At 65.2% G+C, this 22,686-nt stretch carries 20 protein-coding genes; 3 read left to right on the top strand and 17 right to left on the bottom strand.

What is annotated here, in order from left to right:
* Positions 1 to 66 precede the first annotated feature (66 nt).
* Complete coding sequence (locus ACNI3R_RS02655) at positions 67 to 870, bottom strand: enoyl-CoA hydratase/isomerase family protein (protein ID WP_426179665.1); 804 nt, start codon at positions 868 to 870, stop codon at positions 67 to 69.
* The gene (locus tag ACNI3R_RS02660) at positions 870 to 1,745 is read right to left on the bottom strand and encodes an SMP-30/gluconolactonase/LRE family protein (protein ID WP_426179667.1); all 876 of its coding nucleotides are present in this window, start codon (positions 1,743 to 1,745) and stop codon (positions 870 to 872) included. Before ACNI3R_RS02660 ends, ACNI3R_RS02655 begins: the two co-directional genes overlap by 1 nt.
* A 300-nt stretch (positions 1,746 to 2,045) precedes the next feature.
* On the opposite strand from ACNI3R_RS02660, the gene ACNI3R_RS02665 reads away from it, so the two are divergent.
* A complete protein-coding gene (locus ACNI3R_RS02665; protein ID WP_426179668.1) occupies positions 2,046 to 2,540 on the top strand; it encodes a VOC family protein in 495 nt (164 codons plus the stop codon).
* A 36-nt stretch (positions 2,541 to 2,576) separates the two neighbouring features.
* On the top strand, positions 2,577 to 3,347 hold the full coding sequence (locus tag ACNI3R_RS02670; protein ID WP_426179669.1) for a helix-turn-helix transcriptional regulator: 771 nt from the start codon (positions 2,577 to 2,579) through the stop codon (positions 3,345 to 3,347).
* Between the two features lie 13 nt (positions 3,348 to 3,360).
* Here the strand turns inward: ACNI3R_RS02670 and ACNI3R_RS02675 are convergent, their stop codons facing one another.
* The 11 genes from ACNI3R_RS02675 to proS all read right to left on the bottom strand — a co-directional run bounded on the left by ACNI3R_RS02675 (position 3,361) and on the right by proS (position 17,256).
* Positions 3,361 to 4,074 carry a TetR/AcrR family transcriptional regulator gene (locus ACNI3R_RS02675; RefSeq protein WP_426179671.1) on the bottom strand — a complete coding sequence of 238 codons (714 nt, stop codon included), beginning with the start codon at positions 4,072 to 4,074 and terminating at the stop codon, positions 3,361 to 3,363.
* 42 nt (positions 4,075 to 4,116) lie between these two features.
* Positions 4,117 to 5,118, bottom strand: coding sequence for an NAD(P)H-dependent flavin oxidoreductase (locus ACNI3R_RS02680; protein WP_426179672.1), 1,002 nt, complete (start codon positions 5,116 to 5,118; stop codon positions 4,117 to 4,119).
* A 1-nt stretch (position 5,119) separates the two neighbouring features.
* Complete coding sequence (locus tag ACNI3R_RS02685) at positions 5,120 to 5,947, bottom strand: SDR family NAD(P)-dependent oxidoreductase (RefSeq protein WP_426179674.1); 828 nt, start codon at positions 5,945 to 5,947, stop codon at positions 5,120 to 5,122.
* 87 nt (positions 5,948 to 6,034) lie between these two features.
* On the bottom strand, positions 6,035 to 7,465 hold the full coding sequence (locus ACNI3R_RS02690; protein WP_426179676.1) for an aromatic ring-hydroxylating oxygenase subunit alpha: 1,431 nt from the start codon (positions 7,463 to 7,465) through the stop codon (positions 6,035 to 6,037).
* Between the two features lie 81 nt (positions 7,466 to 7,546).
* Complete coding sequence (dnaE, locus tag ACNI3R_RS02695) at positions 7,547 to 11,020, bottom strand: DNA polymerase III subunit alpha (RefSeq protein ID WP_426179678.1); 3,474 nt, start codon at positions 11,018 to 11,020, stop codon at positions 7,547 to 7,549.
* An 84-nt stretch (positions 11,021 to 11,104) separates the two neighbouring features.
* The gene (locus tag ACNI3R_RS02700) at positions 11,105 to 11,524 is read right to left on the bottom strand and encodes a TadE family protein (RefSeq protein WP_426179679.1); all 420 of its coding nucleotides are present in this window, start codon (positions 11,522 to 11,524) and stop codon (positions 11,105 to 11,107) included.
* A complete protein-coding gene (locus tag ACNI3R_RS02705; protein ID WP_426179681.1) occupies positions 11,521 to 12,033 on the bottom strand; it encodes a TadE/TadG family type IV pilus assembly protein in 513 nt (170 codons plus the stop codon). The genes ACNI3R_RS02700 and ACNI3R_RS02705 overlap by 4 nt, the downstream gene beginning before the upstream one ends.
* Positions 12,030 to 13,925, bottom strand: a complete 1,896-nt coding sequence (locus tag ACNI3R_RS02710; RefSeq protein WP_426179683.1) for a hypothetical protein — start codon at positions 13,923 to 13,925, stop codon at positions 12,030 to 12,032. Before ACNI3R_RS02710 ends, ACNI3R_RS02705 begins: the two co-directional genes overlap by 4 nt.
* 65 nt (positions 13,926 to 13,990) lie before the next feature.
* Positions 13,991 to 14,662 (bottom strand): ABC transporter ATP-binding protein, encoded by a 672-nt coding sequence (locus tag ACNI3R_RS02715; protein ID WP_426179685.1) that lies wholly within the window; start codon positions 14,660 to 14,662, stop codon positions 13,991 to 13,993.
* Positions 14,655 to 15,905 (bottom strand): lipoprotein-releasing ABC transporter permease subunit, encoded by a 1,251-nt coding sequence (locus ACNI3R_RS02720; protein WP_426179687.1) that lies wholly within the window; start codon positions 15,903 to 15,905, stop codon positions 14,655 to 14,657. Before ACNI3R_RS02720 ends, ACNI3R_RS02715 begins: the two co-directional genes overlap by 8 nt.
* 37 nt (positions 15,906 to 15,942) lie before the next feature.
* Positions 15,943 to 17,256 (bottom strand): proline--tRNA ligase, encoded by a 1,314-nt coding sequence (gene proS / locus ACNI3R_RS02725; RefSeq protein WP_426179688.1) that lies wholly within the window; start codon positions 17,254 to 17,256, stop codon positions 15,943 to 15,945.
* Between the two features lie 429 nt (positions 17,257 to 17,685).
* On the opposite strand from proS, the gene ACNI3R_RS02730 reads away from it, so the two are divergent.
* Positions 17,686 to 17,814 (top strand): hypothetical protein, encoded by a 129-nt coding sequence (locus tag ACNI3R_RS02730; protein ID WP_426179690.1) that lies wholly within the window; start codon positions 17,686 to 17,688, stop codon positions 17,812 to 17,814.
* Here ACNI3R_RS02730 and ACNI3R_RS02735 read toward each other — a convergent pair whose 3' ends face one another.
* The 4 genes from ACNI3R_RS02735 to tpiA all read right to left on the bottom strand — a co-directional run bounded on the left by ACNI3R_RS02735 (position 17,815) and on the right by tpiA (position 22,637).
* A complete protein-coding gene (locus tag ACNI3R_RS02735) occupies positions 17,815 to 19,479 on the bottom strand; it encodes a methyl-accepting chemotaxis protein (protein ID WP_426179691.1) in 1,665 nt (554 codons plus the stop codon).
* 187 nt (positions 19,480 to 19,666) lie between these two features.
* The gene (locus tag ACNI3R_RS02740; protein WP_426179693.1) at positions 19,667 to 21,301 is read right to left on the bottom strand and encodes a CTP synthase; all 1,635 of its coding nucleotides are present in this window, start codon (positions 21,299 to 21,301) and stop codon (positions 19,667 to 19,669) included.
* 147 nt (positions 21,302 to 21,448) lie between these two features.
* On the bottom strand, positions 21,449 to 21,814 hold the full coding sequence (secG, locus tag ACNI3R_RS02745; protein WP_426179695.1) for a preprotein translocase subunit SecG: 366 nt from the start codon (positions 21,812 to 21,814) through the stop codon (positions 21,449 to 21,451).
* A 70-nt stretch (positions 21,815 to 21,884) separates the two neighbouring features.
* Positions 21,885 to 22,637 carry a triose-phosphate isomerase gene (tpiA, locus tag ACNI3R_RS02750; protein WP_426179696.1) on the bottom strand — a complete coding sequence of 251 codons (753 nt, stop codon included), beginning with the start codon at positions 22,635 to 22,637 and terminating at the stop codon, positions 21,885 to 21,887.
* Between the last annotated feature and the right edge of the window lie 49 nt (positions 22,638 to 22,686).

Genomic DNA, 22,686 nt, shown 5'->3' on the forward strand with positions numbered 1-22,686 from the left:
GGCCTCGCCCTTTGAGCAATCGGGGGCGTCCGGCGATCGCCGGGCGCCCCTTTTCTTTGCCGGACCTCAGCGGCCTCCAGGGCTGCGGCGGCTGAACGCCGGGCTGCGCTTTTCTGCGAAAGCGGCGCAAGCCTCCTGAAAATCCTGCGTCATCAGCGCGAGGCACTGGACGTGATTTTCCAGTTCCAGAGCGGCGCCGAGGCTCGGCGCGTCGAGATTGGCGCGCATGACCTGCTTGCTGTGCTTGATCGCATAATCGCTGTTCTGCGCGATCTGCCGCGCCATCGCGATCGCTCTCTCGACGACCGAGCCGCCGGCATCGGCCGGGCAGGCCAGACCGATCGCAACGGCTTCCTCCGCACCGACCGGGCGGCCGGTGAGCATGATCTCGAAGGCGCGCGCCGAACCGATCATGCGGGGGAGGTGGTAGCTGATCCCGCATTCCCCCGCGCTGAGCCCGATCTTCACCGCCCCCACCAGGAAGCGGGCCTTGGGACCAGCCACGCGGACGTCGGCGGCGAGCGCCAGCCCCATGCCGGCACCGACCGCCGCTCCGTCGATCGCCGCGATAACGGGAAAGCGCGTCTTGGTGATGGCCTCCATCAGGCCGGCGAAGCGTTCCTGCAGGTCCATCCACGCCATCGGATCCTGCGGCGCGCCCTCTCCGATCGCCTCCTTCAGATCCAGTCCCGCGCAGAACACCTTGCCCTGCGCCGCGAGGACGAGAACCCGAATATCCTCCTCGGCCTCGATGCGCGCCAGCTCCGCGCGAAAGGCATCGACCATCGGCACCGTCATGGCGTTGGCCGCTTCGGGCCGTGCGAGCGACAGGACGCCACAGCCGTCGCCGATATGTTCGAACGCGATCATCAAGCCCTCTCCAACATGGTCAGCGCCGTCCTATGGTCCGCTACACCGGGGACATCGACGGCCAGACGCAACAGGCCACCGACGCCGCCCGTCTCGGCATTGCCGCCCGTCGTGACCAGAAGCGAGGCAGGCTCGCCGGGCATGACGGCGACGCTGACGATGTGCGGCGCATCCGATGTCAGGGCATGGGTCAGATGGCCCTCGGCCGAGAAGCGCCGCAGGATTCCGCTTTCCCAACAGGCGACCCACAGGCCGCCTTCGCGATCGGTCACCAGCCCATCGCTGTCGTCGAGCGGGACGAACAGCTCCGGTGTTCCGGGAACAGCATCGCTCACGGCGTAGCGCCAGATTCCCCGGCTGGTTTCCGAATGATAGAGCCAGCGGCCACAGGGGCTGAAGGCAATCCCGTTCGACGCAAAGACGTCCCGCCGGATCACGGTGACCTTGCCGGACGCATCCATGTGGAAGAAGCAACCCGGCGCGGGTTTTCGTCCCAGCTCCATGATCGAGACGAAATCGATCGTGCCGGCATAGAAGCCCCCCGCGCCATCCGCCTCCATGTCGTTGACCGCAACGATCGGCTCTCCATCGATCTCCGACAGGATGATTTGCGTATCTCCCGTCAGAGGATCGAGCGCGATGACGCCACCACGCCCACCGCACAGGACCTGTCCCGACCGATCGTGAGCGATCCCGCCGACCCAGTCGCGCCCGGTCAGCATCGTCTCGACCGTACCATCGGCGTGGCGGCGATGGACGGTGCCGGCGGAGAGGTCGGAGAACCAGATCGAACCGTCGGCTGCCGCCCGCGGGGCTTCGACGAACAGAAAGCCGGAAGCGAGTTCCTCGAAATCGGCGGCAGCAGGTTCAGGCACATCGCTCTCCATTATGTCCGACGACTATTCTACGCAGCGATCAGGTCTGTCATCCCGAAGCTAAGCCGCTCCCGCGCCGCCAGACCAGCAGCGATGCTCTCGCAAAAATCACAGGCGACCCGAAAGCAAAACTGATATATGAACAACCACTCAGGTTCATGTTAACACGCAGCGAACTGCGCACCACCTGAACATTGGGAGAGTCATGATGATCGATCTGCACGCGATCCCGCCTGATTGGGGCGTCCCCCGAATCATCCACGACGGGTCGCCCATGGCCCTCGCGCGGACGCAGCCGCAATGAAGGCGCATCTCGAAGGCGTCCACCATTTCGCGCTGTCCGTCCCCGACATCGAGGTCGCGCGCCGCTTCTACGTCGACCTGCTCGGCGCCGAGATCATCTCGGAAGTCGCATGGGAGGCCGGCAATCCGTGGATTGACGCGATCATCGGCGTTCCGGCCACCAGCGCGCGAACCTTCATCGCCCGGTTGCGCAACGTGCAGGTCGAGATCTTCGAATATCTGACGCCCGAACAGCCTGCGGCCGATCCGAACCGCCCGGTCCATCTTCATGGCTACACCCATGTCGGCTTTCAGGTGGACGACGTTCAGGCAACCTATGAGCGGATGATCGCTGCGGGTCTAAGCTTCCACACCCCGCCCGACCTGTCGACCATCACGGTCGATGAGGACGGCCAGAAGACGGGCTTCGCCGCCACCTATGGGCGCGATTTCTTCGGCAATGTCTTCGAGATCCTCGAAATCCATCCCAATCCGACCATCAAGCCGGTCTGAGGCAAGGCTCGCCGGCTCCAGCGCAGGGGAACAGAGATGAACTTCCCGGACAAGATCGATGCCGTGCGGATCCGCGATCGAAGCGATGTTCGCCGGGCCGCGATCGCCTTTCGCGAGGCGATATACGAGATGTTCGAGTGCAGGATCGCAGCCTGCGACAACATCGCGCTCAGGCAGCGCATGCGCGATGGCGATGGCGCCAATCTGGCGACCGACGTCTTCGGCTGGACCGAACAGGACAAATGGCTGTGCACGCCTTATCTTGCGCTCGCATCGCCGCTCACGACGGCGTGCCGCTTCGAGCCCGAACCCTTCTGGGTCAATGCCGAAGGCTTCCGCACCCGCCTCCCCAACAGCTGGCTGGACGAGATCGATCTTGCCGACTTCGAGAAACGCGCCCTGACCCGCGCGGCGATCGTCGTTCCCGTCCATCTGCCTTTCGGCCAGATCGGCTCGGTCAGCTTCACCTTGCCGGACCCGACGAGGCTCGACCTGTCGGCCGAATATGAGGCCTATGCCGACATGCTCGGGCTCTATTCGCGCACCTTCGTCACCTCCTATCAACGGGCGATGGTGAAGCTCGGAGGAATCCCGGCGAACTGGTCGCTCTTGTCCAAGCGCGAGGTGGAATGCCTCTCCTGGGCCGCCGTTGGAAAGACCGACATCGAGATCAGCATGATCATCTCCCGCAGCCGGGCGACGGTCCGCTTCCACATCATGAATGCGGGCGCGAAGCTCAATGCGGTCAATCGCAGCCAGACCGTCTACAAGGCGGCGCAGCTGGGCTATATCGGACTCAACTCCTGAGCAGCCAGCCTATCTAGCCGCGCTCGATATCCAGATAGGCGAGCGCCATCGCCAGGGCCGCCTCGGCGAAATCGGGCGACTCGATCCGCAGTTCGGGGTTCAGTTCGCCCGTAACCGGCAGGATAGACCATATCACCGCGCCGCGGATGATGTTGTGGACATAGGTCACTCTGCGTCGCAGATCGTCGGCGTCCCGATCGGGCAGCTTGGCGATCAGGAGGTCCGCAATCCACGCCGCCACCTGCGCATTGGCCTCGCTCTGGTCGCGGTGCGTGGCGACATCGTCCAGCCGGTGCCGCTCGATGAGGCGCAACAGGCCGTCGTCGCTCTGAAAGGCGCTGAAGATGATATCGACATGGAGCGTGACGACATCGATGGGCCTGACCGAGCCGTCCTGCGCCGATCGGCACATCGTCTCGATCTCATGCATGCGCAGCGCGCGAAACCCTTCGATTACCGTCTGCAGCAGGGCGGACTTGCTGGCGAAGCGCTGGTAGACGGTGCCCACCGGAACGCCGGCCTCGGCAGCGATGGCGCTCACCGGTGTCGCTTCGAAGCCCCGCTCCGCAAACAGCTTCATGGCAGCGGCGACGATGCGCTCCAGTGCCGCACGGCTGCGCTGCTGGCGGGGCATGACATAGCTGGTCGAGTTGGCGAGCCACACGGCGGGATCGCGCTCGAAGGGAAGTCTGCCAAGCAATGCGGCGGAACTCTCGGATTCTTCCATGTCGCTCCCATATGCGCCAGCGGCACGTGGCGCCATAGAAGATCAGGCAGCCACCCGTTCCGGCCCGCAGCTTGAAAGCGCCGCCCGCAGCCGATCCGAGCAGTCCTGCGCCATCCGCAGGAGCAGTTCGGCGCAGGTCGGAACATCGTCGATCAGACCGATCGCCTGGCTCGCCCAGACAAGCCCGCCATCGACATCGCCGGTTTCGAGCGCGGCACGCCCCCTCGCTCCAGCGACCAGATGGGCGATGTCCTCGAACCCCGCGCCGCCGGGACGATTTTCGATGGCGATGACCTCTTCCGACACGACATTGCCCAGAACCCTGCCGGTGTTGCGCAGCGTGCGGAAGATCAGGCGGGTGTCGCCCTCGCTCGCCTTCACCAGAGCGGCCTTGATCGCCGGGTGGATCGGCGCCTCCTGCGTCGCGCAGAAGCGCGTTCCCATGTTGATACCCGCCGCACCGAGCGCGAGCGCTGCCGCCAGTCCGGCGCCATCGGCGATGCCGCCCGATGCGATCACCGGGATCGACAGCCGGCGCACCGCCGCGGGTACCAGCACCAGCCCGCCGACATCCTCCTCGCCCGGATGGCCCGCTGCCTCGAACCCGTCGATCGAGATGATGTCGACGCCCTTGCGCTCGGCCGACAAGGCGTGCCGCACCGTCGTGCACTTGTGCAGGATGGTCATCCCCGCCGCCTTCGCGCGCGCGAAGAACTCCGGCGGGATCATGCCGGCCGTCTCGAGCACGGTCACGCCGCCGTCGATCGCCGTCTGCAGATAGGCTTCATAGGGCGGCGGCATGCGGGTGGGCAGGATCGTCAGGTTTACGCCGAAGGGCTGCTCCGTCATCGCTCGGCACAGCTCGATCTCCCGCGCCAGATCCTCCGGCGCCGGCTGCGTCAAAGCGGTCAATATGCCGAGGCCGCCCGCATTGGACACGGCGCTGGCAAGCGCTGCGCGCCCCACCCATTGCATGCCCCCCTGCACGATCGGTAGCCGAATGCCGGTCAGGCGCGTCAGCGGCGTATCGATGCGGGGCGGCATCTCAATATTTCACGTTGCGCGTGAAGCCGCCGTCCACGGTCAGGTTGACGCCGCTTATCCAGCTGGCCCGCGCGGACGCCAGATAGAGCACCGCATCGGCGATCTCGTCCGGCCGGCCGAAACGCCCGGCAGGATGCTTCAGCCGGTTGGCCTCATAATAATCGGGCATCGCCTCTTCGAGGAAGCCCCAGCTCCCATCGTCGACATAGGTCGGCCCCGGGCACACGCAGTTGCAGCGGATACCCAAGGGCATGTAGTCCTGCGACAACTGGTGCGTGTAGTTGATCAGCGCGGCCTTGATCGCGCCATAGGAAAAGCCGCTTTCGCCGAAGGCGTGGCTCTCGATCGCGGTGATCGTCGACATCTGGACGAAGGCGGCGCTGCCCGACGCTTTCAGGTGCGGCAGGGCGGTGTCGAACATCGCGACCGCCGACATCAGGTCGACATTATAGTTGATGTCCCATCCCTTGCGGCTGCGCGGGATTCCGCCCAGCGCGCTGGCGTTCGAGACGACGATGTCGATGCCGCCCATCTCGTCCGCCGCCCTTTCGACCCAGGCGGTCACCTGATCGAAATAGCCGCAATCGACGACGCTGCCATAAACCTGCCCGCGCGATGACAAGGCGGCGAGGGCCTCCTTCACCCCGTCTCCGGCGAGCGGGTTGGAATAGACCTCGCCATCGGACGGGTTGGGTTCGCCGGCACTGGCACGCCTGCCGCAGAAGCTGACGATCGCACCTTCATCGAGGAAACGCTCGACGATTCGTCTGCCCAGCCCACGTGTTGCGGCGCTGACGATGACCTTCTTGCCTTTGAGTTCGAGATCCATCGGCTTGTCTTTCTTCTGACAGAGTATCTTCCCGTCGGCGGCGGTCGCACGCCGGCCTCGGAAAGGCGTGGCTGATCGGGAACGGCCTTACAGTTCGCCCGCCAGATACCGGTCGAGCGTGTCGTGCAGGTGCCGGATGCGCGATTCCTGATAGTTGGACAGGATCTGCACGCCGGTGGCGCTCGCATACATGCCCTCGCGCTGCCACCGCATGATGTCGGTGTCCTGATCGAGCACGCTGGCCAGGAAGGGATCCATGCCCTCGACGCTGCTGAACGGCACATCCTCGGCGATATCGACAACCTGCGCCGGCGTGAAATCACCGCTCGCAGGCTTGGGCCGCAGCACCAGCTGGTCGAAGATCGAACGGTCGGGATCGTGGCCATCGGGGCGGAAGGTCTGGATCAGGCACAGCCCAGGCGCGGGGTAGAAATTGACGTTGGGAAAGACTGCATATTTGATGCTGTCGATCATCTCCGGCACCGAGTGGCCGGCATAATCCAGCCCATGGTCGCGCTGCATCGTCTGCTTCAGCTGCTGCGCCATGACCCAGCGCGCGGTCTTGCCCGGTGGAACTTCGGACCGCTCGCCCACCATCGAGCCGTCGCCGACCAGCATGGCTTCGAGCAGTTGCTGCTCGCTCATATTGACGTTGGACGTGGGGCTGGGCGTCGCCATCGCGCAGAGGTCGCGGCTGACATGGTCGGAAAAGATGTCGTGCTGCATATTATGGTCGCCCACGACGTTGGTCATTTCCGGGTGGACGACGGGCGTGTGATAGGCCTCCATGAAGGCCTCCTGCGCGAGCTTCCAGTTGCCGGGCAGATGCTTGCGGATATGGGTGTGGACATACCAGCCGGTCATGTCCCAGTTCGCGAAATGCGCCGGCAGATCCTGCAGATATTCGGCCAGGCTCGGCCCGTCCTTCGCGAAGCTGATGAAGACATTGCCGTTCCAGCTGTCCACCCGGACCTCGGGCAGGCAGGCCTTAGCCTTGTCGAGCTGAGGAAACTCCCATTCGCAGGGTATCTTTTTGATCGAGCCGGACAGATCCCATTCCCAGCCATGGAACGGGCAGGCCAGTGATGCGCTCCAGCCCGCGTCGCCGGACGGCTTCAGCTTGGTGCCGCGGTGCAGGCAGGAATTGACATAGCCCTTGATGCCGTCGGCCGTGCGGACCAGAACCACGGACAGGCGTGCCAGATCGTAGACGACATAGTCGCCCTCCTCCGCGAGATATTCCTCGCGGGTCGCATATTGCCACACCCGCTTCCACATCCGCTCGATCTCGAGGTCGAAATGGCGCGGCGAGGTGTAGCGTTCGAAGTCGATCGGTCGCAGATCCTGCGGCGGATTGACCTGCAGCGCTAGGACCGGAGGCAGGTCGCCATCACGGGCGGCAATGTCGGCCCAGGTGTTGTCGGGATATTGCGCGCGCTGCTGCGCCTGCACATCGGTCATATCGCTCTCCCAGGCATCGGGACCGCTCAGCCCCGTGTCGAGCAGGAATATGAACATGTAGTCACATTCTGCAACGGCTATTCGCTCACCCTGTCCAAAGGGTGAGGAAGAGCCGCAACGATGAGCCAGCCTTTGCGCTTACGCGCCGACCAGATGAAGCTGCGGCCGGCCGGATGTACCGATGCGGGCCGTCAGGCCGGGCAGCCGCTCGATCCGGGCCACCAGTTCGGCGTCCAGACGGAAATCGCGGCCTAGCAAGACCTCGGCGCGCGAGCCGTCGGGCAGCAGCGCCTTCAGATACATCTCGCCCCTGCCCCCGCGTTCGTCGGCGACCAGTGCGGCAAGGGCGGGAATGGCTGCCGCATCCGCCGTCTCGACATCGACCCGCAAACGGATGGATTCCATCGTGTCGAAACCCTGCAGCGTCCGTATCGTGACCCGGGGGGTCTCCTCGCCCGCACGCCAGTCCAGTTCGACGCGCAGCAGGGCGCAGGCACCGGTCTTGGCTGCGGTCTCCAGTTCGGCCGACGCCAGATCGTCGAAGCAGGTCGCGACGAACTGTCCGCTCGAATCGGAGCAAGTCGCCATCATGTAGCGCTTGCCTTTGGCCGAGGTCCGCCAGCGCGCCTCCTCGATGAGCGCGGCCATCACCGCATTGACCCGCCCGCCATCGGCCGGCGCCGGCAGCGCGCAAAGGGCAGCGAAGCTGCGGGCGCCATTGGCATCGGCCAGATGCCGGATCTGATCGGTGGGGTGCGAGGAGAAATAGAAGCCGAACGCCTCCTTCTCGGCTCCCATCCGGTCGATCAGCGTCCAGGACAGTCCGCGATCGATCCGGATCGGGGGAATCCCGCCATCATCGAGGTCGCCGAACAGGCCGCCCTGCCCGCTCTCGCGCTGCTGTGCCGCGCTCGACGCGTGGGCGAGAATCAGCTCTGCCGAGGCGAACACGCCGGCGCGCTCGTCCTCCAGCGCGTCGAACGCGCCCCCAGCCGCAAGGCTCTCCAGCTGGCGCCGGTTCAGCAGCCGCGGATCGATCCGGTCGGCGAAATCCTCGAGCGAGCGAAACACGCCCTTGGCCTTGCGCTCGTCGACGAGCTGCTCCATCGCCTTCTCGCCGACGCCCTTGAGCGCACCGAGCGCATAGCGCACCGCATGGTCCTCGCCATGGGGCTCTACCGAGAATTCGGCCTCGCTGTGGTTGATGCAGGGGCCCAGGCACTGAACGCCCATACGCCGCATGTCATCGATGAAAATGGCGAGCTTGTCGGTCTGCGCCATGTCGTAGCACATCGAGGCGGCGTAGAACTCGGCCTTGTGGTGCGCCTTCAGCCAGGCGGTGTGATAGGCGACGAGCGCATAGGCGGCTGCGTGGCTCTTGTTGAAGCCATAGCCGGCGAATTTGTCGATCAAGTCGAACAGTTCGTTGGCCTTCTCGGCCCCGATATCGTTCTTCGCACAACCATCGACGAAACGGCTGCGCTGCGCGTCCATCTCCGCCTTGATCTTCTTGCCCATGGCGCGGCGCAGAAGGTCGGCGTCGCCGAGCGAATAGCCGGCCAGGATCTGCGCGGCCTGCATGACCTGTTCCTGGTAGACGAAGATGCCGTAGGTCTCGCTCAATATGCCTTCGAGCAGCGGGTGCGGATATTGGATCGGCTCGCGCCCGTTCTTGCGCGCGCCGAAGGTCGGGATATTGTCCATCGGGCCCGGTCGGTAGAGCGAGACGAGCGCGATGATGTCCTCGAAACAGGTGGGCCGCACGGCAGCGAGCGTGCGCCGCATGCCTTCGGATTCGAGCTGGAACACACCGACCGTGTCGCCGCGCTGGAGCAGGGCATAAACTTCGGGATCGTCCCAGGTGAGCGCATCGAGGTCGACCTCGATCCCGCGCTGTTTCAGGAACTGAACCGCCTTCTGCAGCACCGACAGCGTCTTCAGGCCGAGGAAGTCGAACTTCACCAGTCCGGCGCCTTCGACATATTTCATGTCGAACTGGGTGACCGGCATGTCCGAGCGCGGATCGCGGTAGAGCGGCACCAGCGCGTCGAGACGGCGGTCGCCGATCACCACGCCGGCGGCATGGGTCGAGCTGTGGCGCGGTAGCCCTTCGAGCTTCATTGCAAGGTCGAGCAAACGGCGGACCTCGACGTCGCCCTTATACTCGGCCGCCATCTCCGGCACGCCGTTCAGCGCGCGGTCGAGTGTCCAGGGATCGGTCGGGTGGTTCGGCACCAGCTTGGCGAGGCGGTCGACCTGGCCATAGCTCATCTGGAGGACGCGGCCGGTGTCCTTGAGCACGGCACGGGCCTTCAGCTTTCCGAAGGTGATGATCTGGGCCACCTGATCGCGGCCATATTTCTGCTGGACGTAGCGGATCACCTCGCCCCGTCGGGTTTCGCAGAAGTCGATGTCGAAGTCGGGCATCGACACGCGTTCGGGGTTCAGGAAGCGCTCGAACAGCAGACCCAGCCGCAGCGGATCGAGATCGGTGATGGTCAGCGACCAGGCGACCAGCGAACCCGCGCCCGACCCACGGCCCGGCCCTACGGGGATGCCCTGCTCCTTCGCCCATTTGATGAAGTCGGCGACGATCAGGAAGTAGCCCGGAAAGCCCATCTTGATGATGATGTCGGTCTCGAATGCCAGTCGATCGAAATAGGATTCGCGCTCGAGCGGATCGGTGATGCCGAGCTTTTGCAGCCGCCGCTCCAACCCTTCGCGCGCATCGCGGCGGAGCATCTCGGCCTCGCCATCGCGGTCGCCGGCGAGACTGGGCAGGATCGGCTTGCGATAGGGCGCCGAAACGGCGCAGCGCTGCGCGACCACCAGCGTGTTGGCGAGCGCCTCGGGAAGGTCCTCGAACAGACGCTGCATCTCCGCCGCTGGCTTGAGCCAGAGGTCGGGCGAACTGCGCGGGCGTTCTGCCGTGTCGATATAGGAAGAGCTGGCGATGCACAGCATCGCGTCGTGTGCGGGGTGGAATTCAGGCTCGGCGAAGCAGGCCGGGTTGGTGGCGACCAGCGGCAGATCGCGCGCATAGGCCAGGTCGATCAGCGCCGCTTCGGCCTGCTCCTCGACCATATTGCCGCGCCGGCACAGCTCGACATAGAGGCGGCCGGGGAAAAAGGCCTGCAGAGTGTCGGCATAGCTTTCTGCCGCAGACTGCTGCTGCTCGGCCAGCAGGCGGGCCAGGGCGCCCTCGCCCCCCGCCGTCAGCGCGATCAGCCCGTCGGTACGCCCTTCCAGCTTGGACAGCGGGACATGCGCTTCCTCGTGAACCGGCCGTTCCAGATGCGCCGCAGAGACCAGCGCGCAGAGATCGTCATAGCCCCGCTCGTCCTGCGCGTAGAGGGCGATCCAGTCGATCACCAGCTGGTCGATCCCCGGCCGACGCACGGCGAGCATCGTACCGATGATCGGCTGCACGCCCTCCTTCTTGGCGCCATCTGAAAAGGCCATCGCCGCATAGAGGCCGTTGCGGTCGGTCAGCGCCGCAGCCGGAAAACCGCGCTTGCGGGCGTGCTTGGCGATCGCCTTCGGATCGATCGCGCCTTCGAGCATCGTGTAGGCGGAGAAGATCCGCAGCGGGACGAAGGGCTGATAGGGCATGAGTCGGAATGTATGCCCCCCGGAGGGATTCGTCAGCCCTCGCCGCCTGTTTTATCCACAGTCTTGGCAGCCAGGCCGGAGCGACTATGAGGACGGCGCGGTCGGAAAGCAGCTTTCGGCGGCGAGCGTCGTGAGCGTGCTCGGCAGCAATTTGGTCGAGGCGCCCTGATAGGTCGTGGAGATCGCGACCTTGGTCATGCCCGACACGGATGAACAGGTCGCTGCGCTGGTCAGCGTGACCGCCGTTGCGCTGATCTTTACCCCATTGGCGGCGGCGCGGGCGACGGCATGGCTCTTCACTCCGGCGCTATCGGTACAGCCGGTCGCACCAAGTGCGGCGCAGCGCGCGCTGTTCGTCGCGACCTCCTGCAGCGCCTGGAAGCTCCACGCCATGCGCGCGCCGTCGATGATCAGGAACATGAAGGCGAGGAAGACCGGTGCCACCAGCGCGAACTCGGTCGCGGTGACGCCGCGCCGGTCCCGGAGAAGCAGTCGGAGCATCATTCGAGCCGCACCACGGCGGTGCGGGTCTGCGTCAGCGCGCCGCCGAGCATCGCGGCGGGAACGAGCATCGTGTTGCTCGTCGCGGTCGCCCTGATCGTCATGTAGTAGCCCGCCAGGCTACCATCGCTGCAGGTCGAGTTGCAGGCAGCGGTCGTATAGGTGGGCGCGGCCGATGTGCCACCGAGGCAGGCACAGGTCCGCGCGCTGTTGACGCAGTTGGACGTGCCGCCATTGCATCCGACCGTCACCGTAGGCGCGGTCGACAGCTTGGCCGCTGCCCCGACATAGGTGCCGATCGCGCTCTGGTTGACGGCGGTGCGCCCGTTGAACGCGATCATCGCCCCCTGCTCCACCGCGCTGTCGAGGCGCAACCGCTGGTGATACCACATGGCGATATCGAGCCCGGCCGTCATCACGAAGAAGAACAGCACCGAGAGCAAAGCAAACTCGATCGTCGCCATGCCGCGCTGGTCGCCGACCAGCGGCCCAAAGCTGGGGCGCCGCATCATTTGAACAGCGCCACGCTGGCGACGCTGCTCGAAGCGTTCGACACGCCCGTACAGGTGCTGCCGATCGCCGTTCCGCCGTTCAGGCTGAGCGTGTTCACGATCAGCATCAGGCAGGCCGAGGTGCCCGAGGACATGGACGCGCCGCCGTCGACCACCATGTCGGACTTTGGCGCATAGACGAGGCCCGAATATTTGCCCGATGCACCGCCACCCAGCTGGGTCGCGCTGCTGCTCTTCGTCATCAGCAGGACATTGGGCACACCATAGCTGGCGCTGGCCCCCGGCGCGGCGAGGTCGAGCGTGGTGCCTCCCGCGAAGGAGAAGGTGCCGCCGAGCGCGAAGCTGATGTCGGTGCCCTGGATCGTGCCGCCCGTCCCGTTCGTGAAATTGCCCTTGATGATGTAGATGCCGGCACCGAAGATCGCGGAGGACGACAGCGACAGATTGCCGTTGATCACATGGTTCACCGACTTGGGGAACACGATCAGGCTGCCACCCCCGGTGTTCGAGATGTTGCCGTCGGCGCTGAAGACGCCGGCCGCAGCCGTCGCCTTGGTGCAATCGGACGTGAAACAGACCTGGCTGCCGCCTTCGACCGTAATCGCGTTGCCCGAGCCATCTTTGCCGATGACCACCGTGTTGCCCACCCCGATCGCGACCTTGATGTATGCGCCACCCGACAGGCTCATGCCGCCGGCAAGGTTGAAGTTGCCGCTGCCGATGTCGATCTTCTTGCCGCCGAGGATCGTCAGCGAGCCGAAACTGTGATCGCCACTGCCGACGGTGATGGGGTTGTTGGCATTGACCTTGAAATCGCCTGCGACCGTCACCGTCCCGTTGCCGATCGTCATGGTGTCGCCGCTCATGTCGATCGAGCCGAAGGTCAGCGTCGATCCTGAAGCGAAGCTGATCTTGCAGCCACCAGGCACGGTCAATTTGCGGATCGTGTAGGTCCCCGCCGGGATGCTGTAATTGCAGCTATAGGCGCTCGCCTGATATCTGCCTGGTTCGGTGGTCCCGACCGCCTCATAAGCGAGCGTCCAGTCGGTTGCCGGCCCGGTATAGCTGACCGTCGTCGGTGCCACCTTCGCGGAGATGCAGGTCGTATTGCCGTCGGCATAATCGGCATCGCTCGTGCCCGTCAGCTTGTTGACCTGACACAGGGCAGACTTCACCCCGCTGTCGTCCTTCATCCAGTCGCTCGCCGCGCCCGACTTGTTCTGCAGGATGTTGTTGGCGGTCGGCGATGTCGTGATCGCACTGCCGGGATTGTTGACGCTCTTGCCGGCGAGGACCTGCTTGGCCGTGATGGTGGTCCCATAGGGCACGGTGACGCCGGCATTGGTGCCGATCGCGCAACCCGGTGCATTGATGCTGACGCCACCGGTCAGGGTGATGCCATGGGTCGGCGTCGCCGACAGCGCCGCGATGCAGGGCGGGGCGGTGCTGCTGGTCGTCGAGGTGGTAGCGGAGCCGGTTGCCGTGACGTCGTAGGACAGCGATGCCGTGAGCACTCTGGCGAGAGCCAGCGGGACCGAGGTCGTGACGGTGACCTGCACCAGTTGCTTGCCGGTCGGCGCGTCGGTCACCAGCGCCACGGTTGCGGCACTGGCCGGCAGGCCCTGCGCCACAACGACCGCCTTGGCCGAAGCCGTCATCTGCGTGGTGTTGTTGTTGACGTTATAGGCAAGCGCACCGGCCAGCGCCGCCATGTCGGCGACCCGCTGGTTGGTCGCGTCGGTGGCATAGCCGCGCCCCAGCTCGACCGCGAAGGCCCCCATGCCGACGATGGTCGTCAGCGACAGCGCACCGATAACGGCAACGCCCCCGCGCGCGCAGCGCGCAAGGCGACCGACAGCGTCGCTGGCTGACTTGCTCCAGGCCCGGACCATGCAGCCGGCCTAGGGAAAAATGCTTAAGGGACCGCCCAGCGGCTATGGTTAATGGGAATGCTGGCTCAGGTCAGCCGGCCTTCGTGCAGGCGGACGACACGGTCCATCCGCTGGGCGAGCCGCTCATTGTGCGTCGCGACCAGCGCCGCCGATCCCTCCTGCCGCACGAGCCGGAGGAACTCGGCAAGAACGACATCCGCCGTGGCCTCGTCCAGATTGCCGGTCGGCTCGTCGGCCAGGACCAGCGCCGGCCGGTTGGCGAGCGCGCGCGCCACGGCGACGCGCTGCTGCTCGCCCCCGGACAGCTGCGATGGGCGGTGGCTGAGGCGTTGCGCCAGGCCGAGCGCGCTCAACAGACCGGCAGCGCGCTCCTGCGCGGGCTGGGTCTCCGCGCCGTGGATCAGCTGCGGCAATATGACATTCTCGACCGCCGTGAAATCGGGAAGCAAATGGTGGAACTGATAGACGAAACCGAGGCGGTCGCGCCGGACGCGCGTCCGGCCGACCGAGTCGAGCCGGGCCACTTCCTCGCCGGCGATGCGGATCGATCCCTCGAAGCCGCCTTCGAGCAGGCCTACCGCCTGCAGCAGCGTGGACTTGCCCGAGCCCGATGGGCCCAGCAGGGCCACGATCTCGCCCGGCGCGATCGACAGGTCGACCTGGCGGAGCACATGGATGTCGACATCGGCCTGGCGGAAGGTGCGGGTGAGCGCGCGGACTTCGAGCACGTCACTCATAGCGCAGCACCTCCACCGGATCGGTGCTCGCCGCCTTCCACGCGGGATAGAGCGTCGAAAGGAAGCTGAATCCGAGCGCCATCGCGACGATCACGCCGACCTCGACCGGGTCGCTCTTCGCAGGCAATTCGGTCAGAAAGCGGATCGAGGGGTCCCAGAGATTCTGGCCGGTGACGAACTGGACGAAATTGACCACCGCCTGCCGGTAAAACAGGAACAGCGCGCCGAGGCCAAGGCCCGCGCCGGTTCCGAGCACCCCGATTATGGTGCCGACGGTCATGAAGATCTTCATCAGCGCGCCGCGCGAGGCGCCCATCGTGCGCAGGATCGCGATGTCACGCCGCTTGGCCCGCACCAGCATGATCAGCGATGACAGGATGTTGAACACCGCCACCAGGATGATCAGCGAAAGCACGACGAACATCGTCACCCGCTCGACCGCCAGCGCCTCGAACAGCGACTTGTTGAGGTCGCGCCAGTCGCTCAGCTGCCCGACGCGGACGACCTCGTCCCTGAGCGGCGCCAGGATCTGCCCGACCTTGTCGGCATCGACGGTCTGGATCTCGATCATGCCGACCGCATCGCCGAGCATCAGCAACGTCTGCGCATCGCCCATCGGCATGACCACGAACGCCTTGTCATAGTCGTAGACCCCGACTTCGAAGATCGCGGCGACCTCGTAGGAGACGATGCGCGGCACCGTGCCGAAGGGGGTCGACTGCCCCTGCGGGCTGATCAGGCTGATCTGGCTGCCGAGATCGGCGCCCAGTTGCTCGGCAAGGCGCGCACCGATGGCGACCCGGCTGGAGCCGGGCACCAGCGCGTCCATCGACCCGCGCAGCACCTTGCCCCGAATCACCGGGTTGCGACGGATATCCTCTACCGTCATGCCGCGGACGAGCACGCCCTCGACCCGGCCGTCATAGCTGGCCATCAGCGGCTGCTCGATCAGCGGCGTCGCCGAGGTTACCCCCGGCAGCTTGCGGGCATCGTCGGCGATGATCCGCCAGTTTGGCAGTTTGCCGCCATAGCCCTGCACCACCGCATGGCCGTTGAGCCCGACGATCTTGTCGAACAGTTCGGCGCGAAAGCCGTTCATGACGCTCATCACCACGATCAGCGCGGCGACGCCCAGAGCGACCGCTACGAGACTGATCGAGGCGACGAGGAAGATGAACGCCTCGCCCCGGCCCGGGAGCAGATAGCGCTTGGCGATCATCCGCTCATAGCGGTTGAGGATCATCGCGATGCTCCCCGGCAACCGAGACCGGCGACAGGGTTCAACCCGTCACCTTCGCCAGCGCGTCCTCGACCGAAAGCTCGACCCGTTCGCCAGTCGCGCGGCGCTTGAGTTCGACCACGCCCTTGTCGAGCCCCTTGGGACCGATGATGATCTGCCAAGGCAGGCCGATGAGGTCCATCGTCGCGAATTTGGCGCCACCGCGCTCGTCGCGATCGTCGTACAGCGTCTCGATGCCCGCCGCTTGGAGCTGCGCGTAGAGATCGTCCGCGGCCGCCGCGCAGCGCGCATCGTCGGCGCGCATGTTGATCAGGCCGACCTGATAGGGGGCGACCGAGTCCGGCCAGACGATGCCGGCATCGTCATGGCTGGCCTCGATGATCGCACCCATCAGGCGCGACACGCCGATGCCGTAGCTGCCCATCTGCGGGGTTACGGGCGAGCCGTCGGGCCCCTGCACACTCAACCCCATCGCCTGCGAATATTTGGTGCCGAAGAAGAAGATATGCCCGACCTCGATGCCGCGCGACTGCTTGAGCTTGTCGCCCGCCTCGGCCTCGCGCGCCTCGTCACGCTTCTCGTCGGTCGCGGCATAGTCGTCGGTCAAGCCGCTGACGAAGCCCTGCAGCGCGGCCGCGTTGTCGGCGTCGACGTCGAGCGAGCGCTCGGCCTCCCAGTTGGTGTGATAGAAGACCTCACTCTCGCCGGTGGGGGCAAGCACGATGAACTCGTGGCTCAGATCGCCGCCGATCGGGCCGGTGTCGGCCTGCATCGGGATCGCCGACAGGCCCAGGCGCTTGAAGGTGCGCAGATAGGCGACGAACATGCGGTTGTAGCTGTGGCGCGCGCCCTCGACGTCGAGATCGAAGCTGTAGGCGTCCTTCATCAGGAATTCGCGGCCGCGCATGACGCCGAAGCGGGGGCGGACCTCGTCGCGGAACTTCCACTGGATATTGTACAGCGTGCGGGGCAGATCACGGTAGCTTCGCGCATTGTCGCGGAAGATCGCGGTGATCACTTCCTCGGCGGTCGGGCCGAACAATATTTCCCGTTCGTGACGATCTTTGATGCGGAGCATCTCCAGACCATAGTCGTCATAGCGACCCGACTGACGCCAGAGATCGGCCGACTGGATGGTCGGCATCAGCAGTTCGATCGCACCGGCGCGGTCCTGCTCCTCACGGACGATCTGCTCGATCTTGCGGAGGACGCGATGGCCGAGCGGCAACCAGGCATAGATGCCGGCGGCAGTCTGGCGAATCATGCCCGCGCGCAGCATCAGCTTATGGCTGACGATCTGGGCGTCGGCGGGCGACTCCTTCATCACGGGGAGGAAATGGCGGGAAAGACGCATGAAGAAGCCAGCTCGCTAGAAGAGGTGCGGATGCGGCTGTCTATGCGCGACCGGGCCGCTCGGCAACCGCTTCGCGCCGAAAACTGGAGTCGTACCGGTCAGTCTCTGTTGCCGATAGAACACACCCGCCGTGTTTCGATTCCGTGACTCTTGAAAGCCAATGACAAGGACCAAGGCGCGCTGTAGGAAAACTTCCACGGAACATGAGCAACAAAAACGGCCATGGTTCGGGGAAAAGTGAGGCTCCGCCGCCATTTAAGGGGTGGTTGGTGTAGAGCCCGCCAAGGGGGTTGGCGAATAATCGTCACGCGGCGCCGGGATCGGAAACGATCCCGGCGTTTGCGCTTTCAGGGCGAACCGATCTGCCCGTCGCGACAGCCCGAAGGACATAGTGGCGCCCCTGCGCGTTCTCCTTCTGAGGAGAGCATCATGGCCAGCCAACCACCCATTCCGCAGGACGTCCCCCCCGAAACCCCGATCGACATTCCGGTGCCGTCGCCGACCGACCCGGATCCGGGCGCACCGAGCGACCCGGTGATTCCTGGTTTGCCGGCTTGATCAAGCCGCGCGACGGCGGAGCGCGACGGCGGAAACGGTGAACTGCGCAACGCTGCGGGTGAGGCAGCGCCCCTGCCCCAGCAGGTCGCGTGCCGCTGCGGCCGATTGCTCGACCATTGCAGCGTTTTGCTGGGTCAGCGCGTCGATCTCGCCGACCGACTTGTCGACCTGAGCCACGCGCTGCGCTTGGATCGATGAGTCCGCAGCCATCTGCTCGGCCATGCCCCGGGCTGCTTCCACACGGCCGATCACGGTCGCCAGCAGGCCGGATGCACGCTCGACGAGGGTGACCCCCCCTGCCACGGCTTGGGTCGTGGCAGAAATCCCACCCTTGATCCGTCCGGCGGCATCGGCACAGCGTTCGGACAGGGCCCGCACTTCGTTTGCGACCACGGCAAAGCCACGCCCCGCCTCTCCCGCGCGCGAAGCCTCGACGCCGGCATTCAGTGCAAGAAGGTTTGTCTGGAACGCAATGCCATCGATCAGGTCGACCAAGGCCTCGATGGCTTTCGACGCGTCGGCCACGCGACCGATCGCTGCGATCGCTTCGCCCACCGTCGCCTCGGCCAGTGCCACATCGTCATGGGCTCGACAAACCGCTTCGCTCACATGACTGGCCTGTCGTTGCGTCTCGATCAACGACGTCGAGATGTCCGACAAAGTGGTGGACGAAACTGCGAGTTTGGCGGCCTGATGCTCGGTGCGCTGCGCCAGATCATGCGACGCCGAATCGATCTGGACGGACGCGGTCTCAACGCTGCTCGCGGCAGTGGCGACACCCTCGATCACGCTGGAGAGCGACTCGCAGGCATCGTTGAAGTCATGACGAAGCGCCTCGAAGCTCTCCGGAAAGGGATGTTCGATGCGAAAGGCGAGATCGCCTGCGCTCAACGCGCGAAGCGCTTCCGCCATGGCGTCAGCCATCTCCTGCTGCTCGGCGGAGGAGCGCCGAAGCTGTGCTTCCGCTGTGGCGCGCGCGATTCCTGCTTCGCGAAACTTCTCGACGGACCGCGCCATGGACCCGATCTCATCGCGGCGTTCGCGCCCCTCCAGAACGGCTTGCGCGCGCCCCTCGGCCAGGTCTCTCATCACCGATGCCGTCCCGCTGATGGCGACAACGACACGGCGGTCGAGCCAGATAACTGCCCCGAACAAGGCGGCGAAAAACACCAAGGCGGCACCGGCCATCACCAGCAGCGCATTGCGCAGCCGTGCCGCGACCGCCTCCGTGAGCCCATGTTGATAGTCACGGCTCTGCCCGACCAGGCGATCCACGGCGCTGCGATGGGCCGCGTAATAGGCGTCTAGCCGACTGCGGCTGACTGCTGCCATTGCTTCGTTTCCGGAGCGAAGGGCAGGGAGAAAGGACCGATCGAGTTCGGACCAGTAGCGTCCGGCGGTGGCTGTCACCGTCTCTATCGACCTGCGCAGATCCTCCGGGATATCGGCCGACTGCCAATAGGCCCTGCGCTCGCGGAAGTCCCGCTCCAGCGCAGCCATCTTGCCTGTCAGGCGCGACACCGATGCCGGGTTGCTGCTGGCGCGGCTGACCTCGAGTTGCGCTTCGATGATAAAGAGCGGGGGCGGTAGAATGTCCGCGATAAGGTCGCTAGCCTGACGGTCGGCGATATAGGATGGGCCGCCGATCCTGACCTGTTGCAGCATCAGTATCGACAGACCCACGCATGTCAGGAAAATCATGGCGAGCGCCCCCGCCCCCCATCTGCAAGTGCCACCTATCCCCATGACGTCTCCCCCGAGCAGCCGAAGCGCAAACTCGACGGACGTCTTACGTATTATTCCCTAAGCAATCCTTTGCGACCGAACCATGCAACAGGACCGGCCTACAGGATCAGACCAGCCGGCTCTGATTCACCGCCGCTTCGATGAAGCTGCGGAACAGCGGGTGCGGGTCGAACGGCTTGCTCTTGAGCTCGGGGTGGAACTGCACGCCGACGAACCAGGGATGGTCGGGCCGCTCCACCACCTCGGGCAGTTCGCCATCGGGCGACATGCCGGAGAAGACGAGACCGCCCTTTTCGAGCTGATCGCGATAGCCTGCATTCACCTCATAGCGGTGACGGTGCCGCTCGGAGATGGTCGTGCTGCCATAAATGGATGCGGCATGGCTGTTGCCCGCCAGCACCGCGTCATAGGCGCCGAGTCGCATGGTGCCGCCCATGTCGCCACCGGCTTCCCGCTTCTGGCGCCCGGCTTCGGTCATCCATTCGGTGATCAGGCCGACGACCGGCTCCTCGGTCGCGCCGAACTCGGTCGTCGACGCAGCCGCGATGCCGGCCGTATTCCGCGCGCCTTCGATGCAGGCCATCTGCATGCCGAGGCAGATGCCGAAATAGGGCACTCCGCGTTCACGCGCGAATCGGACGGCCGCGATCTTGCCCTCAGAGCCACGCTCGCCGAAACCGCCGGGAACGAGAATCGCATGCATCGGCTCGAGCTGGGCAGCGATCGCCGCTTCGTCCTGCTCGAACAGCTCGGCATCGATCCAGCGGATATTGACCTTCACCCGATTGGCGATGCCGCCATGGACCAGAGCCTCGTGAAGCGATTTATAGGCATCCAGCAGCCCGACATATTTGCCGACCACGCCTACCGTGACCTCGCCCTCCGGATTCTCCAGGCGATCGATGATCTCGCTCCAGCGCGACAGGTCCGGCTCACCCTGAGGTGCGATGCCGAAGGCGGCAAGCACGGCCTCGTCGAGCCCCTCGTCATGATATTGCAGCGGCACGCCATAGATGCTGCTCGCATCGAGTGCGGGAATCACCGCTTCCTTGGCAACGTTGCAGAACAGCGCGATCTTGGCGCGCTCGCCCTCGGGAAGCGGCCGATCGCACCGGCAGACCAGCACGTCGGGCTGGATCCCCAGCGAGGTCAGGTCGCGAACGCTGTGCTGCGTCGGCTTGGTCTTCAGTTCACCGGCCGCCGCGATATAGGGCACCAGCGTCAGGTGGACGAAGACCGAATTGCCGCGGCCCAGATCGTTGCGCAACTGGCGGATCGCCTCGATGAAGGGCAGCGATTCGATGTCGCCGACGGTGCCGCCGATCTCGCACAGGACGAAATCGAGATCGTCGGTGTCGGCGCGGGCGAATTCCTTGATCGCGTCGGTGACGTGCGGAATGACCTGCACGGTCGCGCCAAGATAGTCGCCGCGACGCTCCTTCTGGATGATCGTCTGATAGATTCGCCCTGAGGTGACATTGTCCGACTGCCGGCCGGGAACACCGGTAAAGCGCTCATAATGGCCAAGGTCGAGATCGGTCTCCGCCCCGTCGTCGGTCACATAGACCTCACCATGCTGGTAAGGCGACATCGTGCCGGGATCGACGTTCAGATAGGGATCGAACTTACGGATGCGGACCTTGTAGCCGCGCGCCTGGAGCAGGGCAGCAAGGCTTGCTGCCATGAGACCTTTACCAAGCGAGGAGACCACGCCGCCGGTGATGAAAATGAACCGCGCCATGGGAGGATGGGTTTAGTCGCGCGAGGGGGCGAAGGGCAAGGTGGGCATTCCTTCTTTTCGATAAAAACTGTGGACCAATTCGACGGCCCAATCAGACGAGGCCCCCGGTGCAGGCACCGGAAGCCCTCCGCTCCAGGACATGTTGCGTTATTGCGGCGTTGTGCCGTTCAGGATCACGTCACCGCCCTGCGCTGCCGCGGCAGCGAGCGGATCGTCGGTCGGCGCGGCGGGCGCCGGAGCCGATGTGCCAGTCTTGCCGACGAGCGATGTGTCGACCTTCGATGGCGAACGCTCGACCGATGCCAGCGCCGCAAGCGCGATACTCAGCACCACGAAGATCGTCGCGAGAATCGCGGTCATCCGCGTCAGAAAGTCCGCTGCACCGCGTGCGCTCATCAGTCCTGCCGGGCTGCCGCCCGAGGCCAGCCCGCCGCCTTCCGAACGCTGCACGAGAATCACCCCCACGAGGGCGACGGCGACGATCAGATGGATGACGAGCAGAAAGGTGAACATTGCGGGCTTTCGATATCAACGTGCGGCGCATCTAGTCCATCGGCGGCGAAGGTTCAACCTTCGCCCCGAGTCACGCGCTGGCAGCAACTGCGCCTGCGATGATCGGCACGAACTGAGCGGCGGTCAGGCTCGCGCCACCGACCAGAGCACCGTCGACATCGGCCACGGCGAGCAACTCCCTGGCATTGTCGGGTTTCACCGATCCACCGTAGAGAATACGGACCTTGGCACCTTCGGCTGCCAACAGCGCTGTTAGCTTTGCCCTGATGGCCGCATGCATCGCCGCGACATCGGCGGTGGACGGCGTGCGGCCGGTTCCGATCGCCCAGACCGGCTCATAGGCGACGACGAGCGTGGCACCGGTGCCCTCGCTCGGGATCGAACCGTCGAGCTGCGACGCGACGACGGCTTCGGCCTCGCCGGCGTCGCGCTGCGCCTCGGTCTCGCCGACACAGACGATGGCAGTGAGGCCCGCCGCGATGGCGGCACTCGCCTTGGCGCGCACCTCGGCATCGGTCTCATGCTGGTCGGCGCGCCTTTCGCTATGTCCGACGATCACCAGCTTGGCACCGGCTTCCGCCAGCATGGATGCGCTGACGCATCCGGTGTGGGCGCCTTTTGCCTGACCATGACAGTCCTGCGCACCGATCGCGAGCTGCGGTGTCCGGGCAGCAGCGGCTGCAATCAGCGTGAAGGGCGGGCAGATCGCGACATCGACTGCGGCATGGCTCGCGGCAGCCGCCGCAATCTCATCCAGCTCGGCCAGCGCGGTGAGCGATCCGTTCATCTTCCAGTTGCCAGCGACGAGCTTGCGCAAAGCCATGATCTACCCCTCCGATATGTCGAGCGCCCCTTAAGCGGCAGGACCGCAG

The sequence above is a fragment of the Rhizorhabdus antheiae genome (genome assembly GCF_049889055.1).
Taxonomy (GTDB): Bacteria; Pseudomonadota; Alphaproteobacteria; order Sphingomonadales; family Sphingomonadaceae; genus Rhizorhabdus.

Excerpts from the sequence above, each read along its gene's own strand:
- ACNI3R_RS02715 (WP_426179685.1), bottom strand. The coding sequence starts at position 14,662 with ATGAGTGACGTGCTCGAAGTCCGCGCGCTCACCCGCACCTTCCGCCAG.
- ACNI3R_RS02665 (WP_426179668.1), top strand. The coding sequence starts at position 2,046 with ATGAAGGCGCATCTCGAAGGCGTCCACCATTTCGCGCTGTCCGTCCCC.
- ACNI3R_RS02685 (WP_426179674.1), bottom strand. The coding sequence starts at position 5,947 with ATGGATCTCGAACTCAAAGGCAAGAAGGTCATCGTCAGCGCCGCAACA.
- ACNI3R_RS02720 (WP_426179687.1), bottom strand. The coding sequence starts at position 15,905 with ATGATCCTCAACCGCTATGAGCGGATGATCGCCAAGCGCTATCTGCTC.
- dnaE (WP_426179678.1), bottom strand. The coding sequence starts at position 11,020 with ATGCCCTATCAGCCCTTCGTCCCGCTGCGGATCTTCTCCGCCTACACG.
- ACNI3R_RS02710 (WP_426179683.1), bottom strand. The coding sequence starts at position 13,925 with ATGGTCCGGGCCTGGAGCAAGTCAGCCAGCGACGCTGTCGGTCGCCTT.
- ACNI3R_RS02740 (WP_426179693.1), bottom strand. The coding sequence starts at position 21,301 with ATGGCGCGGTTCATTTTCATCACCGGCGGCGTGGTCTCCTCGCTTGGT.
- ACNI3R_RS02675 (WP_426179671.1), bottom strand. The coding sequence starts at position 4,074 with ATGGAAGAATCCGAGAGTTCCGCCGCATTGCTTGGCAGACTTCCCTTC.
- ACNI3R_RS02730 (WP_426179690.1), top strand. The coding sequence starts at position 17,686 with ATGGCCAGCCAACCACCCATTCCGCAGGACGTCCCCCCCGAAACCCCG.
- secG (WP_426179695.1), bottom strand. The coding sequence starts at position 21,814 with ATGTTCACCTTTCTGCTCGTCATCCATCTGATCGTCGCCGTCGCCCTC.
- ACNI3R_RS02700 (WP_426179679.1), bottom strand. The coding sequence starts at position 11,524 with ATGATGCTCCGACTGCTTCTCCGGGACCGGCGCGGCGTCACCGCGACC.
- ACNI3R_RS02670 (WP_426179669.1), top strand. The coding sequence starts at position 2,577 with ATGAACTTCCCGGACAAGATCGATGCCGTGCGGATCCGCGATCGAAGC.
- ACNI3R_RS02690 (WP_426179676.1), bottom strand. The coding sequence starts at position 7,465 with ATGTTCATATTCCTGCTCGACACGGGGCTGAGCGGTCCCGATGCCTGG.
- ACNI3R_RS02680 (WP_426179672.1), bottom strand. The coding sequence starts at position 5,118 with ATGCCGCCCCGCATCGATACGCCGCTGACGCGCCTGACCGGCATTCGG.
- ACNI3R_RS02705 (WP_426179681.1), bottom strand. The coding sequence starts at position 12,033 with ATGATGCGGCGCCCCAGCTTTGGGCCGCTGGTCGGCGACCAGCGCGGC.
- tpiA (WP_426179696.1), bottom strand. The coding sequence starts at position 22,637 with ATGGCTTTGCGCAAGCTCGTCGCTGGCAACTGGAAGATGAACGGATCG.
- proS (WP_426179688.1), bottom strand. The coding sequence starts at position 17,256 with ATGCGTCTTTCCCGCCATTTCCTCCCCGTGATGAAGGAGTCGCCCGCC.
- ACNI3R_RS02735 (WP_426179691.1), bottom strand. The coding sequence starts at position 19,479 with ATGCTGCAACAGGTCAGGATCGGCGGCCCATCCTATATCGCCGACCGT.
- ACNI3R_RS02655 (WP_426179665.1), bottom strand. The coding sequence starts at position 870 with ATGATCGCGTTCGAACATATCGGCGACGGCTGTGGCGTCCTGTCGCTC.